Annotated in this window: 12 protein-coding genes and 2 pseudogenes; 2 read left to right on the top strand and 12 right to left on the bottom strand. The window is 53.2% G+C overall.

The annotated features are described in order from the left end of the window. Positions 1 to 157: 157 nt before the first annotated feature. The 4 genes from LOC70_RS11915 to LOC70_RS11900 all read right to left on the bottom strand — a co-directional run bounded on the left by LOC70_RS11915 (position 158) and on the right by LOC70_RS11900 (position 3657). Positions 158 to 1108 carry a glycosyltransferase family 61 protein gene (locus LOC70_RS11915; RefSeq protein WP_230253796.1) on the bottom strand — a complete coding sequence of 317 codons (951 nt, stop codon included), beginning with the start codon at positions 1106 to 1108 and terminating at the stop codon, positions 158 to 160. Next, positions 1109 to 2104 (bottom strand): glycosyltransferase family 2 protein, encoded by a 996-nt coding sequence (locus tag LOC70_RS11910; RefSeq protein WP_230253795.1) that lies wholly within the window; start codon positions 2102 to 2104, stop codon positions 1109 to 1111. A gap of 128 nt (positions 2105 to 2232) precedes the next feature. Next, a complete protein-coding gene (locus LOC70_RS11905; protein WP_230253794.1) occupies positions 2233 to 3276 on the bottom strand; it encodes a transposase in 1044 nt (347 codons plus the stop codon). 57 nt (positions 3277 to 3333) lie between these two features. Further along, complete coding sequence (locus LOC70_RS11900) at positions 3334 to 3657, bottom strand: hypothetical protein (RefSeq protein ID WP_230253793.1); 324 nt, start codon at positions 3655 to 3657, stop codon at positions 3334 to 3336. A gap of 229 nt (positions 3658 to 3886) precedes the next feature. Between LOC70_RS11900 and LOC70_RS11895 the strand changes: the two are divergent. Then, positions 3887 to 4711, top strand: a pseudogene (locus LOC70_RS11895) (IS5 family transposase). Between the two features lie 220 nt (positions 4712 to 4931). Continuing rightward, a complete protein-coding gene (locus LOC70_RS11890) occupies positions 4932 to 5732 on the top strand; it encodes an IS5 family transposase (RefSeq protein ID WP_255716000.1) in 801 nt (266 codons plus the stop codon). Positions 5733 to 6217: 485 nt separating this feature from the next. On the opposite strand, the pseudogene LOC70_RS11885 reads toward LOC70_RS11890, so the two are convergent. The 8 genes and pseudogenes from LOC70_RS11885 to LOC70_RS11850 form a co-directional block, all read right to left on the bottom strand. Further along, positions 6218 to 7321: pseudogene (locus tag LOC70_RS11885) on the bottom strand (ISAs1 family transposase). A gap of 296 nt (positions 7322 to 7617) precedes the next feature. After that, on the bottom strand, positions 7618 to 9171 hold the full coding sequence (locus tag LOC70_RS11880) for an O-antigen translocase (protein ID WP_255715994.1): 1554 nt from the start codon (positions 9169 to 9171) through the stop codon (positions 7618 to 7620). Continuing rightward, entirely contained in the window at positions 9168 to 10124 is a 957-nt protein-coding gene (locus LOC70_RS11875) for a hypothetical protein (protein WP_230253792.1), read from the bottom strand. Before LOC70_RS11875 ends, LOC70_RS11880 begins: the two co-directional genes overlap by 4 nt. Beyond that, positions 10117 to 11238: a DegT/DnrJ/EryC1/StrS family aminotransferase gene (locus LOC70_RS11870; protein WP_230253791.1), complete on the bottom strand. Its 1122-nt coding sequence runs from the start codon at positions 11236 to 11238 to the stop codon at positions 10117 to 10119. The genes LOC70_RS11875 and LOC70_RS11870 overlap by 8 nt, the downstream gene beginning before the upstream one ends. Continuing rightward, the gene (locus tag LOC70_RS11865; RefSeq protein WP_230253790.1) at positions 11235 to 11651 is read right to left on the bottom strand and encodes a sugar 3,4-ketoisomerase; all 417 of its coding nucleotides are present in this window, start codon (positions 11649 to 11651) and stop codon (positions 11235 to 11237) included. The genes LOC70_RS11870 and LOC70_RS11865 overlap by 4 nt, the downstream gene beginning before the upstream one ends. Before the next feature lie 3 nt (positions 11652 to 11654). Beyond that, positions 11655 to 12119, bottom strand: a complete 465-nt coding sequence (locus LOC70_RS24625; protein WP_390889033.1) for an acyltransferase — start codon at positions 12117 to 12119, stop codon at positions 11655 to 11657. 34 nt (positions 12120 to 12153) lie between these two features. Then, positions 12154 to 12717: a Uma2 family endonuclease gene (locus LOC70_RS11855; RefSeq protein ID WP_230253789.1), complete on the bottom strand. Its 564-nt coding sequence runs from the start codon at positions 12715 to 12717 to the stop codon at positions 12154 to 12156. A 138-nt stretch (positions 12718 to 12855) separates the two neighbouring features. Then, a complete protein-coding gene (locus tag LOC70_RS11850; protein ID WP_230253788.1) occupies positions 12856 to 13884 on the bottom strand; it encodes an SDR family oxidoreductase in 1029 nt (342 codons plus the stop codon). Between the last annotated feature and the right edge of the window lie 72 nt (positions 13885 to 13956).

Raw genomic sequence — 13956 nt, 5'->3', positions numbered from 1 at the left:
CGCATCAATCGGACGGATGCTCCGAAGACTTGCACCCGCTGGCGACCAACCTCCGTTCAAATATCGACTTACAACCTGAATCGGTTTCCGGATAGGCTCTAAGACGTTGCGTGTAGTGCAGTATTGCTATAGAAAGTCGCCTGATCATTGTTTGGCTTCAAGTATCGCTCTCAAGCCGTCGAAGCGACGCGGCGAGTTGGCCAGTGTGAACGATAAGATTTGCGCGAGCTAGGCATTTTGCATCATTTGTTCCAGCTTCACAGTCAAGTAGGGAATGTCGCACGCCTGCAGCGGCTGCAAGATCCCGAAAGCAATGGTTCCAAGTTTTTTTGCCAGCAATTGGTGATCGGCGAAACTCTAGCAATTGTGTTCCAGGACGCATGAAGACCAAATTCGTAAGGCCTGCACCATGAATTCCCGCTAGGATTTTGGTTTCGGAAAATAATACAACTTGATCGCAAAAACTTAGTTTCTCGGTATGGATAATTTCAAAACCTGCCGCACGCATGGCCGCTTGGACCTGCCGCTCATTCTCGACGCGTCGCATCTGCGCGAATTCACGACTGATATAGATTCGCCTATGTGGATGCTTCTCGCGATTTTCTGGTAGAGCCGCAAGCCAAACCCATTCTCGGAGCCTCGCAATCGTGTCCGGAATGAACACTTTGTAAGCCGGATTTGCAGCAACTATGGCGTTGGGAATTCTTGCATTCTTGCCAGAAGGAATTCGTTCGACTGCATGCTCGCCACACAATAACTCAAGACTCTGGTGAGCAAATACCGGGTAATCTTCTGGGATGAGAATGTTCACCGGATCAGATAGCTCGTTGTTCAGGTGCATCAACCGTACGAGCGATTCCACAACCCAGTGGTGGTAACCACGCGACCAATGATTGTGGATGAATGCATACGTTTTATCGCCACCATACTTTTTCGTCTTCGAGAGAAAACGTTTTGCAACAGCGTATCTGTAAAAATGGCCTGTAGGATGGTTAGGCCACACAGATTCAGTTACAAGACTCATCGGCCATTTTAACGCGACTCCAGATCGACTTACAAAAACATTGCGGTGTGACTGGAGCGTTCTTTGGTCAGGAGGATCTTGCATTTAGATGGCGGATTTTCGTCGCGATAGTAGTCGAGCAGACAATCTCGGAAAGTAGAAGTAAATGTATAGCTTTGCAATCTGGAAAATCGAAACGCCTTTCGATCGAGCATTCCTACGTGACTTATGTCGTGCGTTTGAATCAGGGAATGCGTATACAAGTTCTCTATATGCTAAGCACCTTCTTGCGAAAGGAAGTAGCGGATGTGAGTCACAATAATTTTGGAGATCGATTTCCATTTGCTTTGCAACTGTCAGCCTTCGTGCCGCGCTCGGGCCAAATACTTGTCTGCGGAAGTCATCTCGCCCGTAGTCCCTTGTAACTCCTACTGAGACGCGGTATTTGACGAGTTGCGATTCGATGAACTTCACATCCCCAACCAACGCCATTCGGAACGCCATCGCCTTGTCTTCATACACAATATCGGGCAGCAGAGGACCAAAGCGACGAAAGGCTTTTGTGTCCCACGCGTGGGTCGCGCCCTCCACCGTTGGCTGTTCCTTGATTAAGTAGCCTATGTCACTCCAGCGATCTGTCCAAGTTGGTGGCTTCGTGTTGACTGTATTTCCATCGGCGTCGATGCGGATACAAGCGGAGTGAATAGACATGGGACGTTGGTCGTTCTGCATCCAGCACTCAACAATTTTACTTGTCCTTTGTGGCAGTGATATATCGTCACCGGCGGCGACGACCACAAGTTCACCATGTGCCAATTCCATTAGTCTATTGACATGAGCCCCGATCCCTGAGTTTTGGAGGTTCTTGTTTAGCACAACGCGATGTGGACCGGAGTACGAGTTTGCAGCGTCGCACATGATCTGGTAGGTGCGGTCTGACGAATCGTCGTCAGACAATATGATCTCGAGATTTTCGTAGGTTTGAGCAAACGCTCCAGCGATAGCCTGTTCTATGTATTGCTCCTGATTGTACGCAAATAAAGCAAAGGTGACCAATGGTTGCGTTCCGGGGCTGTGATCTATGTTTTCGCTTGTTCGCATTTGTTAGTTACGTTCCGCTAATCGCGTGACAATGGTAAGTCTTGAAAACAATATTGCCAGCCGATGCTCGGGCTCAAGTTGGATTGAAAGGATGCAGTCGGTCTGGTAGCAAGCGATTTCATTGGATTTCAAACGGTTTGGTTTGTCGATTGATAGGATATCGGTGGTAGGTCGGCTGGGGAACAGATCAGTCGCTTCCAGATCCGGCCCCAAATGCCGCTTCGGTTTGCAGTCCGGAGATCGACGATGTACTGCCCTGTGACGCAATGCCATCGCATGCCGGATCGCTTCAACCGCTGATTGAAAATCACTTTGCAGCCCGCCTCGTTGATTCCGCTGCCGATCGGGTCGCCCTTCTTTCTGCGTTCCGCATAGTCCATGTGTGCCTTGTACTTCTTTAAGTAATTCAACGCCGTGTCAAAGTCCTTCTTGGTCCCTTTGGGTCCACTACGCCGCTTTTGCTGTGCCGCTCGAGCGATCACCTTTTTGATCCCGTTGTTCTCGTGACGTAGCGTGTGTCTTTGTTGCTTCGCCCAAGCGTGTGCCTTGCCCGTTCCGCTGCCGAAGAGCGAAGCGACCAACTGCGAAACGTATTCGCAAGCATGAAAGAAATCGACGCACCAAGTCCACTTCAACCGTCGACCGGTCATCGGGTGTTTCATCTTGCAGAGCACATCGCGGTAGTAAGCCTGCGGGTGACAGCCGGCGTCGGTGACATAGCGAAGTCTTAAGGCCTCCGCACCCGCTCCACGCAGCACACCTTGGATCACTTCGGTCAATCGCCGAGTCATCGTCGGTTGTTCGCTCTCAGGCATCTGGCCCAAGTAAATCGTCCCGACTCGCTTGCGATTGCGATCGTAAACGGCAATCGTTGCACAGGACGCTTCTTCCCAACACGGACGCGATTGCACGAACACTCCGTCACGCCCAACTTGCAGTAAAACGTCGTGTTTCCCTTTGCTTTGACGAGCCTCGTCGATCCAGGCGATCAGTTGCCGGGTCGCTTCGTCGTCATGCACCGATCGAACTTGCGTGGCCAAGTCAGCGATGACTCGGCGGTAGGCTTCCACCGAGGGTGTCACGCTGATACGTTCCGCAAGCATTTCCCTGGCGGCTTGCTGGGGAAGGTCATCGGCCAAGCGACCGGTCACCTCCGCGAGTGCCGGCGACATTCGTCCCGCGACGATCCCCAGCCTGACATCCAGGGGAGCGATGCCGGACGTTCTAACTTACGTGTTTTGAAAGTACCATCGCTCATGCGAGATGGGGCCAAAACGCGTGTCAATTGTGTTGGCGGTGCGTCGGTTGCGACGGTAGCTTTCGCCATCGAGGTCGAATGAACTGACGGTCTGGTCGCGGTGAATCGATTCGATTTCCTGGATGGTTCGTTGCATGACCAGGCGAGCGAGTTCACGAACGATGCGTTCCAGGCGTCGCTCAAACTTATCGGTACTGGCGGGCGTGATCTCGGCGGTGGAAAAAAGATTGTACCGCTGCGATGACTCTCCAAATGACAGCGAGCAGTTGGCTGATGAACTTGGGATCAAGAGCACTGCAAAGTCGTTGGAGTGAATTCAAAGATCTGGTAGAACTCTTCATGGCGTCCGTTCCTGGTGAGGTGTTTGGCCTGCTAACCAAAAACACGCATTGGGACACGGACGCCGTTTTTCTCCAATAGCAACCCCGCACTTAGAACCTATCCGAAAACTCAGTTGGCATGAAAAGAGCGGACCATCCTTGAGTTGGTGTTTCACAGGTACTCAAACCCAAGGAGGGCCCGCCATGGATGGGCAAAGGAGTTTTGACAACTATCGCATGCCAGATGAATTGTGGGAGCAAATGGAGCAAGTTCTTCCAGCGTATCCGGTCAGCGCGAACGGTGGTCGACCACGTGCTGACCTACGTCGAGTCGCCGACGCGATCTTCTATCGTCTGCGAACGGGATGCCAATAGAACGCGATTCCACCAGAATTTGCTCCTGCAAGCACCGCTCACGCGTACTATCAGCAATGGGCCAAGCTTGGAGTCTTCGATGAGCTGTGGGATCTTGCGGTCAAAGTTTATGACGAGTTGATTGGCTTGGACTGGCAATGGCAGGGTATCGATGGTGCGATGACCAAGGCACCGCTGGGAGGCGAAAAGACCGGCAAAAACCCGACGGATCGCGGCAAACTGGGGACGAAAAGATCACTACAAACCGACGCTTCTGGCATCCCTGTTTGCCTGGCAGTCGGTGGAGCAAACGTTCACGACACACGACTGCTCCAGGAGACCATCGCTGACTGCGTCGACCGAGCAGCCGCTGAAGTCAGTCAGTTGGAGAATCTGTGCTTGGACAAAGCGTATGATTCGACTGCGGTCCGCGAGCTCATCGAATCCGTGTATGGCTATACTTCGCACATCCGCAGCCGAGGAGAAGATAAACGTGAGTTGGACAGAGCCTCCGGCGAGCGTCCTCGGCGGTGGGTGGTTGAAAGAACTCGTGGTTGGCTCAATCGCTTTCGAGCCATCCTCATTCGATGGGACAAAAACGTTCAGAATCACATTGCCGGTCTTCACCTCGCGTTTGCCTACTTCATCTACAGCAGACTCGGGGTTTTCGGATAGGTTCTTATTCCATCCGGATCGCTGCTACCAGCCCGACTGCACCCGATTGAAAGCTGTCGTAAACAGATGTGCCCAGCGACTAGCGACAGGATACTTCCCAATACTACAACTATAAGGTTACCTAGAATCAGGCTCAGAACGTGTTTTGAAATTGCCGTGACGTAAAAAAATCGCTACAGCCCCGGGTGCAAAAACATTTCCCATGGATGGAGCTGTAGCGATGAATGTGACCAAGGAATATTCCAGCAATCTTTCGGACGAACAATGGCGATTGATCGAGAAACTGCTACCAACGCCGAAAAAATTTGGGCGCAAGCCAATCGATCGACGGGCCGTCATCAATGCTATTCTCTATTGGAACCGAACGGGATGCCAATGGCGGTATCTGCCCTTCGACTTTCCGAATTGGAGCACGGTGTATGGTGTCTTTCGCCGCTGGCGGATGGATGGAACATGGCAGCGCATTCACGATCGACTGCGGGAATCAGTACGGAAATCCGAAGGAAAGAAACCAACTCCAACGGTCGCAATCATTGATAGCCAATCGGTGAAAACGGCGGAGGGCGGTGAACAGCGAAGCTACGATGCGGGAAAGAAAATCACCGGTCGCAAACGCCACATTGCGGTCGACACGCTGGGGTTGCTGCTGGTCGTTGTTGTGCATGCAGCGGACTTTCAGGACTACGAAGGAGCCCACTTTGTGCTACACAGGATCAAAGACAAGTATGGCCGACTCAAGGTTGTCTTTGCAGACAGCGCCTACGGCAAATGCGGAATACCCGATTGGGTGCAGACCGCTTGCCGTCTTCTACTTCAAACCGTTCTACGGCCGGTCCATGCAAAAGGCTTTGTTGTTCTACCGAAGCGTTGGATTGTCGAACGCACCTTTGCCTGGATGAATCGACATCGCAGGCTCTCCAAAGACTACGAACGCCTAACCGAAACATCCGAGACTGTCATTTACATCGCAATGATTGACCTGATGAGCCGACGACTCGCCAAACGAAAAATGGCATTTTAAAACACCTTCTCAGAAAGAAAACGGCAAGAGCCAGCGGAGTCATCCAGGCGATTTGGATGAGCACGGCTCGGGACCAGCGGAAGTCGATGGTCAGTTTGGTAATGGCAAGCATCCCAGCGGTGTGTGCAAAATAGAGCAACGCGAAAGCGGTTGCGGCCCCGTTTAGGCCGACCCGCTGAATGAGCAGTAGAACGATTCCTACGTGAAAGCCGTGAGCAAATTGTTTCGGTTGATGCGAAGAGTTTGCCTTGCCCGTGGCCAGCAAGCTAAATCCCAGCGGCCAGGACAGAACGCGGTCCATGCAACCGACGACAAACCATTTCAACATCTCCACCGCGGGGGGGAGATTCGGCAGTGTAGAAAGTCTAATAGCCCATGGTGCCAAGGCGAGGATGGCGAGCAGACCAGGGAACGCTAGGAACAGGCCCACGGCGATCGCATCAGATGAAGTTTAAAAACAGGAGCGTTTCGTGAAAATCAACGTTTCAGCCTGCCAGTTTTCGCTTTCGCTTCAGGCTGTGATTCGAAGTGTCCTGCTTCAATAGCGAGAGAATGAACCGGCGAATGAACGTAAAATTGTCCGTCGCGTTACGTGTCCGAATGCGACTGTCGTCGTCGTGGAACACGACATCCAGTACCCGATGCATCGACTCGATTTGCCAGTGACCGCGAACGCTGTTTGCGAGCAGGCCGACTGTCGGATCACCAGTCAGCAGGAAGTGTCAAACCTCCACACGGCACTGGCCTGCTTCCTCAATCTGAGTGATCGCCTGCCGAATACTCTTGGCACCTGCCCAGTGCTTCGCCTGAGACCGAAGAGACTCAGGAATCGAACACACCGCGTAGAAACGCTCCTCGCGACGACGACCACGATGGTCGACAGTTTGCTTTGACTTGACTCGGTGCTTTTTCAGACCTTCTTCGTGAACGAGCTCAAAGTGTTTGCGAATCGCTGTGGCAAGTTTTGGATGGTTGTCTTTGATTGCGAAGATGTAATCGCCACCGCCTTGGATAATCTTCGCGGCAATCGCTTTTTTGGGCACCGATCGCGTCAAGCGTGATCACACTCTGTCGATCTCTGTGATTTCGTTGCTCTTGGAAGCGACCTCAGTCTGGCCGAGCGTGATACCATGCTTGGTTGCCCACGCCGAAACAAAATGCAATGCATCGGATTTGTCGGCGGTGGTGTAGGAGCCTCGCGACGTCTTGCCGTCGATGGCGACGTGAATCGGGCCGTTGTTGTTTGAGGCTGATTGCTCGGCGTTTTGATAGGCTTCGATCAGTCCGGTGTGCCAATCGATCAAAGCCTGCTGAAACTGTTTCGGATCGATCATCGACATCACCCTGCCGATCGTGTCGTGCGACGGAATGCCGTTGGAGAAATCAGCAAACCGCGACAGCCAGTCGATGCGTTCCTTTCGAAAGTCTTCGATCTCCTCGGGGTCGTCAGCATCGGCAATCATCGCTGCAACGACGAGCAATAAAATAGAGTGGAGTGGATGAGTCGTTTGACCGGCAACCCGAGGGTCGTCAATTTGTTCGAAGCAGTCATGAAACACATCGATTTGCGAGAACATTGCCGTCTCCATAGCAGGGCATGATTCAAACGAGATTGCTCAATCTTTCGCAATCGCCCTTCACCAAGACAACTGGCAACCGAATACTTCCTCAAGATCTTGATGCGATCGCCGTGGGAACAGGCCCACCTCGGTTTGTTCATTGATTCGTTGTCGCATCGCGGCGTAATCGTCGGACAAGGCGGTCAGCCTTGCGCAAATCTCCGTTTCTATCGCTTGCAGCACGAACTGGACAAACATGCCGGACAGTGTGAATGCGGCAGTGTAAATCTTGGCCGCTTGAAGGTCCAGTTCGTTTGAAAAACAAGTCAAACTGCTCTTGGCAGCAACCAGGCACAGCCCGGCAGTCGTTGTACGAATTTTGTTATGCGATGGTTGGGGCCCACACACCTACATAGTTCGCGAACACAGACAGCAGAACTCACGACTGTCACTCCTGTAGCAAGAGGCAGGTGGAGATACTTTGGCAACCATGTTGTTAGTGCAAGCACCGCAGCAGCGACTGGAAGCATCCAAGTAATCTGGCGTTTTACATTGGCAGACCACTTAAAATAAATTGCTCGTTTTACCACGCAGAGAACGATAGTAAATCCGCATATGTACATCATGGCAAAAGCAATGCTTACTCCCGTGATTCCGAAGGATCGAAGGAAAAACCAGATGAACGCAAGGTGCAGTCCATGCAGTACTGACTGTAATTGTGCGAACGCAGCCCCTTTGCCGAGTGCCAGCAAGGCAAAACCGAGCGGCCATTGAAAGACTCGAATGATGCAGCCAATGGCGAACCATTTTAACATCGATGCCGATTCAGCAAATTCTGCCGAATAGAATATCGAGATTATTAGCGGCGCGAACGCTAGCGTTGCCAACAGTCCAGGGAACGCGAGAATCGCACCAATTTCAGTCTGTTCGTTTATGATCTGTGTCATGCGGCCTGGATCGGAGGCTTCGGCCGTCAGTCGCGGATAGTAGTCCGCGCCCATCGCTTGGAGGACAAAGTTGACAAACATGCCAGACAATGTGAATGCAGCGGTGTATATCCCGACTGAGGCGAGATCGAGTTCCTGAATAATTAGTACCCGTGTGAAATAGGCGACTAGAGAACTGATTACGCCTGTGTAGACCATTGCTAGTCCAAAACGGACCAGCGACTTTGATTGATCCCATGTTTCCCGCCATTTCGGTAGAAGGGCTGCAATTGGGATCTTCTGTGCGAAGTAGCTAGAGATGACTAGAGAAATGACAGACATCGTGATCAACGCTGGGACGATTCCTTCTATGCCCAAGCAGTAATAGAACGCGACAGCGGTGATGGTTCCAATTAAAGCTCCGATCACGTTGATGCGTGCGAGGTCGCCAATCCTTCTCGTTCCCTGGATAATCGCGCTCTGGCCCGCAGTTATATTGCCGAGAAGGATGGTGCATGATACCGCCACGATTGACCATGTGTAGTCACGGGTGCCGAAGCTGACTTCACTGATCCAAGGTGCGAGTCCGGCGAGCAGTAGCATCCCGGCGAAGCCAGTCAGCCAGCACACACGCCGGAGCGTTCGCACCGTTCTCCCAATGCTTTCTTCTTCTCCGGTTCCAAAGTCCTTCGCAATCTCCCGGACTCCGCTTGTTTGGATGCCAAGACCGGCCAAAGTTAACGTCATGCTCGTCACCGTTTGGTAAATGCCTAGTAGACCCACGCCGGTGGGCCCAATTAGCACCGCGACTGCCTTCGTCCTTATTAGGCCGATGAGCATATTGATGGCCTGAGCCCCACCAACTATCGAAGTAGATCGAACTGCCGTTGCATAGGTGTTGCTTTCCGCTGGGGCGGCGACTTCAATGCTGTGGTTGTTCGTAGTCGACGTCAATGTTTGTTTGCCGCGACAGGGCGGTCGCTGATTTGCTGAGTTGCATTCATTGGAAGCCAATCTTCCTGTTGAAGCCAATGGTTGGACTCTTGGTATCTTTCTTCGCAGAGCGCCCAATCCGGAAATGGAATGACGCAACTTGTCCCCGGTATGGGGGTGCGGTCGATTGGAAGTGGGAGCGTCAGGAGTAGGCGACGCAAAATGCGAAGCGTGAATTTGGCAGGAAAGATTTGGGTTTTTTGAATCGCTTTTCCTAGCCAGGCTTCCAGGGCGAGTGGGGCGATTTTGATTCCGTCGCCGGAACGCGATTTGTCGTTTGTTTTCGGCAAGCCTTGCAGAGGAACCTTACAATCGAGAAGGTTCTCGAAGCTGTGAAGGAAGTCCCGCCCTTGCTTCACTGACTCGAATGGGATGAAGCACCAGTTGCCACGGAAAAGCTTTTCTAAAGTGGTGAAAAGTACGCTGTAGTCGTAGATAGCAGCTTGGTTCGATTGAAGAAAGTCATCGAAGCAGGGGGGCTGTTGCTGTATGGATCGATAGAGTTCTACATAGAGTGAGAAGGCCGCTTTGCTTGGGTCACGCACCGTGACGAGCAGGCGGCACTGCGTCCCTTCCATGATCGTTGCGAGGCGGCTGAGCTTTGTTTGCCAGGGGACCTTCGTGTCAACCGTCACCATCTCGTCGGATAGGATGTGCAAAACGTCGGTTGGCAATTTTGCAAGTGCTTCTTTGACTTCAGGCACGCGTTGGTCGAATTCCCCTGTTTCACACTCTATCGCTTTCATCAGCTGCTGGTAGAGCGGCGAGCAATTCGCATTGCGTGGCTGTCGCGTTCCGATGAAGTTGAATTTGTCGGTTGGTAGGACTTGAAGGATGTAGCGTTGAACCGCAGTGGTCGCCGTTTTAGGTAGGCCGATGTGGACAAGAAAGCGTTGTGTTTCGTTATTAACCATCGTTTGTGTTGCGTTTGCTCGCTGTCAGTGTGTGCACGACCGTTTTGGCAGAGTCGAGGTCCATTGACGGGGACATCGGTAGGCTCAAGACTTTGCTTGCGAGTCCTTCCGCAATCGGTAGTGAGAGTTCTCGGTAGGGCTCGTATGCCTTCGAATGATGGTTGGGAATCGGGTAGTGCACCAAGGTGCCAATGTCTTTTTGCTTCAGCTCTTCTTGCAATTGGTCCCGAGTCTCGATTTGGATGACAAAGAGGTGCCAGGCGGGGGCGGCCCAATCGGGGACGGTGGGAATTAGAATCGAGTGGCGAGTCGCGAGTGGCGAGAGTTCGGATAGGTACGTGGCGGCGAGGTCGCGGCGACGCTGGTTCCAGGTATCTAGGTGCCGCAAGCGGACGCGGAGGAAGGCGGCCTGCAGTTCGTCCAGTCGGGAATTGAAGCCGATTTCGTTGTGGTGGTATTTTTTGACACTGCCATAGTTTCGTAACGATCGTACGCGGTTCGCAATCCGTTGATCGCCGGTGGTAACGGCACCGCCATCACCAAAGGCACCCAAGTTTTTGCCGGGGTAAAAGCTGTGCGCGGCGGCGTGCCCCAGTGATCCCACACGGCGCCCCTTGTACCGGGCCCCCTGAGCTTGTGCTGCGTCCTCGATGACGACCAGATCATGTCTGTCGGCAATTTCCATCACCGGATCCATGTCAGCGGGCTGGCCATACAGATGCACTGGAACGATGGCTTTGGTCCGCGGTGTGATCGCGGCCTCGATTTTCTCCACGTCAATGTTGTAAGTATCAAGGCGGGGTTCGACCGGAACGGGGGTGGCCCCACAATGGGTGACGGACAGCCAAGTCGCGATGAATGTGTGCGATGGAACGATCACTTCATCACCGGGTCCGATGCCGTACGCGCGGAGCGCCAGCGTCAAGGCATCAAGGCCGCTGCCGACCCCCACGCAGTGATCGGTTTCACAATATGACGCGTATTCCGCTTCGAGCGAAGAGAGTTCCTCTCCTAGCAGGTACCACCCCGAATCCATGACGCGGTGGTAGGCCGCATCGAACTCTTCTTTCAATTCGAGATAGGCTGGTTTCAACTCTAGGAAAGGTACTCTCATTGCTTGTTGTTTTCCGCCGCTTTCTTAAAATCGCTGTAGTCCCGGTAGTAGTCGGATTCGTCATAGCGATTGGAAGCCAGCACCATGCAGACGCAGCCGGACGAAAAATTGTCCATCTCACGCCAGATCATGGGGCCGACGTACAATCCGAAGTACGAACGATTTAGATGGAATCGTTTCTTGTTGACACCATCATCGAGAACAATGTCGAAACTTCCCGACATCGCGACGATTAATTGGTGCAAATCCTTGTGTGCATGACCGCCTCGCTCGGCGCCGCCCGGCACGTCGTACAGGTAGTAAACCCGAGCGATGTCAAATGGGATGTGCGAACCGCCCTCGACGAAGGTGAGGTTACCCCGATGGTCGGTTATCTTGGGGAGATCAATCAGCTTGCAATTGGAAAGCGACATTCGCTAAGCTTCGCTGTTTATGGACCGTATTGGGCGGGCTGGGTTACCGACGACGGTTGCCCCCGAAGGAACATCTTTCGTTACCACACTTCCGGCGCCCACCACTGCGTCTTTCCCAATCGTGATTCCTGGAAGGATTGTCGCATTTGCACCAATCGACGCTCCTGATTCCACGAGCGTTTGCAAGCACATCCATTCAGCGGAACGGCTCATTGGGTGCTTGTCGTTGGTGAATGTCACGTTGGGACCGATGAAAACGTCATCTTCCACCCGCAGGCCGTCCCATAATTGGACGCCGCATTTCACTGTAACACGGTCCCCAATCACTACATTATTTTCGATGAAACAGTGAGAGCAAATGTTGCAGTCACGTCCGATCTTTGCGTCATGCAAAACAACGGTGAACTGCCAGATTCGGGTGCCGTGACCGATTCTCTTCGATTGGCAGTCGGAAGTTGGGTGAATCAATGTTTGCGAGAGGCTAGTTGCTAGTTGCTAGTTGCTAGTTGCCTTCGAAAAGGTCTTGCAGGTTGAGCTTGGCGTCGAGGGCGATGAGTGGGCTGAGCGATTCATCTCGGGAGGTCACAACAAATCGAGTTTGGTAGTCGCCCCCGTCCGAATCTCGGAACACATGGATGCACTTCGCCATGGCATCGACAATCCAGTATTCGATGATCCCGGCTGTTGCGTAAAGGATGCGTTTATTCTCCAGGTCATACCCGAGACTGGTGTACGCAACCTCCATCGCCAATTGCACGTCCCTAGCGTTTGGATGACTAGCACGGTAGCTGGCATTGCGGAGCCACATCAGATCCGGTTCAGGGCGACTGGTTTGCTCAGGCAAATCCAAGCCGGTTTGTGATGTGACGAGTGTTTGAGATGGATCGGTATGACGCACCGACCAGTTGTTCAAGTAGGTTATCAAGTAATCATGCAGCGGACCGGCCGGATTCATCTCGACGAGTTCTCCACGAATCAGCTCGACCTTTCGGTCAACGTGATCAAAGGCCCCAAGCCTGACCATCGTATCGTATTCACTTAGCGTTAGATGAAGCGTGTTGGTCATGTGAAAGGAACGGCGAAAGACGAGTTGCGAGCAGACCATCGGAGCGGACGGGTGATGCGGCAACGGTCTGGATTCGCAGTTTATCAGTTGTCTCTTCGTCCTGCGAATTTGTGTGACGAAGACTCGCCTGCGTGGATATTAGCTTGCGTCAACAAATTGTTGGGCAAACCAGCGACATGTGATTTCTAGGCCTTGATTCACGTCGTGCTGAGGAGCGTAGCCAAGTGCTCCGGTAATTTTGCTGATGTCGGCTTGGCTGTGGCGGACGTCGCCGGGACGGAATTCACCGTGGGAGATGGTGGTGGTGACATCGTGTCCGAGTGTTTTCAGCTCTTCGATGATGCGGCGGGCCAGTTGGTTCAGCGTTGTGCGGTCGCCTTTGGCAACGTTGTACACGGCATTGCGGGCTGAGGCCTCGGACGTGGCTGCGAGAACGTTCGCTTGCACGGCATTGTCGACGTAGCAGAAATCTCGGCTGGTCTCGCCATCGCCGTTGATAGTGATGTCTCGCCCGCCCAGCACCGCGTCGATCCATTTGGGGATGACCGCCGCGTAGGCTCCATTTGGATCCTGGCGTGGGCCGAAAACGTTGAAATATCGTAAACCGATCGCGTGGAAGTCGTAACAACGAGCAAAGACGTCGGCGTACAGCTCGTTCACATACTTGGTCACCGCGTAAGGAGACAAGGGATTGCCGATGATGTCTTCTTGTTTGGGCAGTGCTTCGTGGTCGCCGTAGGTGGAGCTGGAGGCGGCGTAGGTGAAACTGGTAACGCCCGCATCTCGCGCCGCCGTCAGCATGTTGAGGAAGCCGCTGACGTTGGTGTCATTGCTGGTGATCGGATCGTTGATCGATCGTGGTACTGAGCCCAACGCGGCTTGATGCAGCACGTGATCGACGCCGGCGACGGCCGTTTGGCAATCACCCAGTTCTCGGATGTCGCCTTCCATGAATCGGAATCGCGTCCATTGGTCAGACGAGACCAGTTGTTGGACTTGGTCCAGGTTGTGCCGGTGCCCGGTGGCGAAGTTGTCTAACCCGATCACGTTTTGGTCGAGCTTGAGCAGCGTTTCCAACAAATTGGATCCGATGAACCCGGCGACGCCGGTGACGAGCCAAGTCTTGGGGGATTGTCGCAGGTCGGACGTGATTTGGGAGAAAAGCATCGAGAGGCGAGAGGCGAGAGGCGAGAGGCGAGAGGCGAGAGGCGAGAGGCGAGAGGCGAGAGGCGAGAGGCT

The sequence above is a fragment of the Rhodopirellula halodulae genome, assembly GCF_020966775.1.
GTDB classification, from domain to species: Bacteria; Planctomycetota; Planctomycetia; order Pirellulales; family Pirellulaceae; genus Rhodopirellula; species Rhodopirellula halodulae.
Note: the sequence above shows the minus strand (reverse complement) of the source record. Positions and strands in the feature narration are given on the sequence as shown.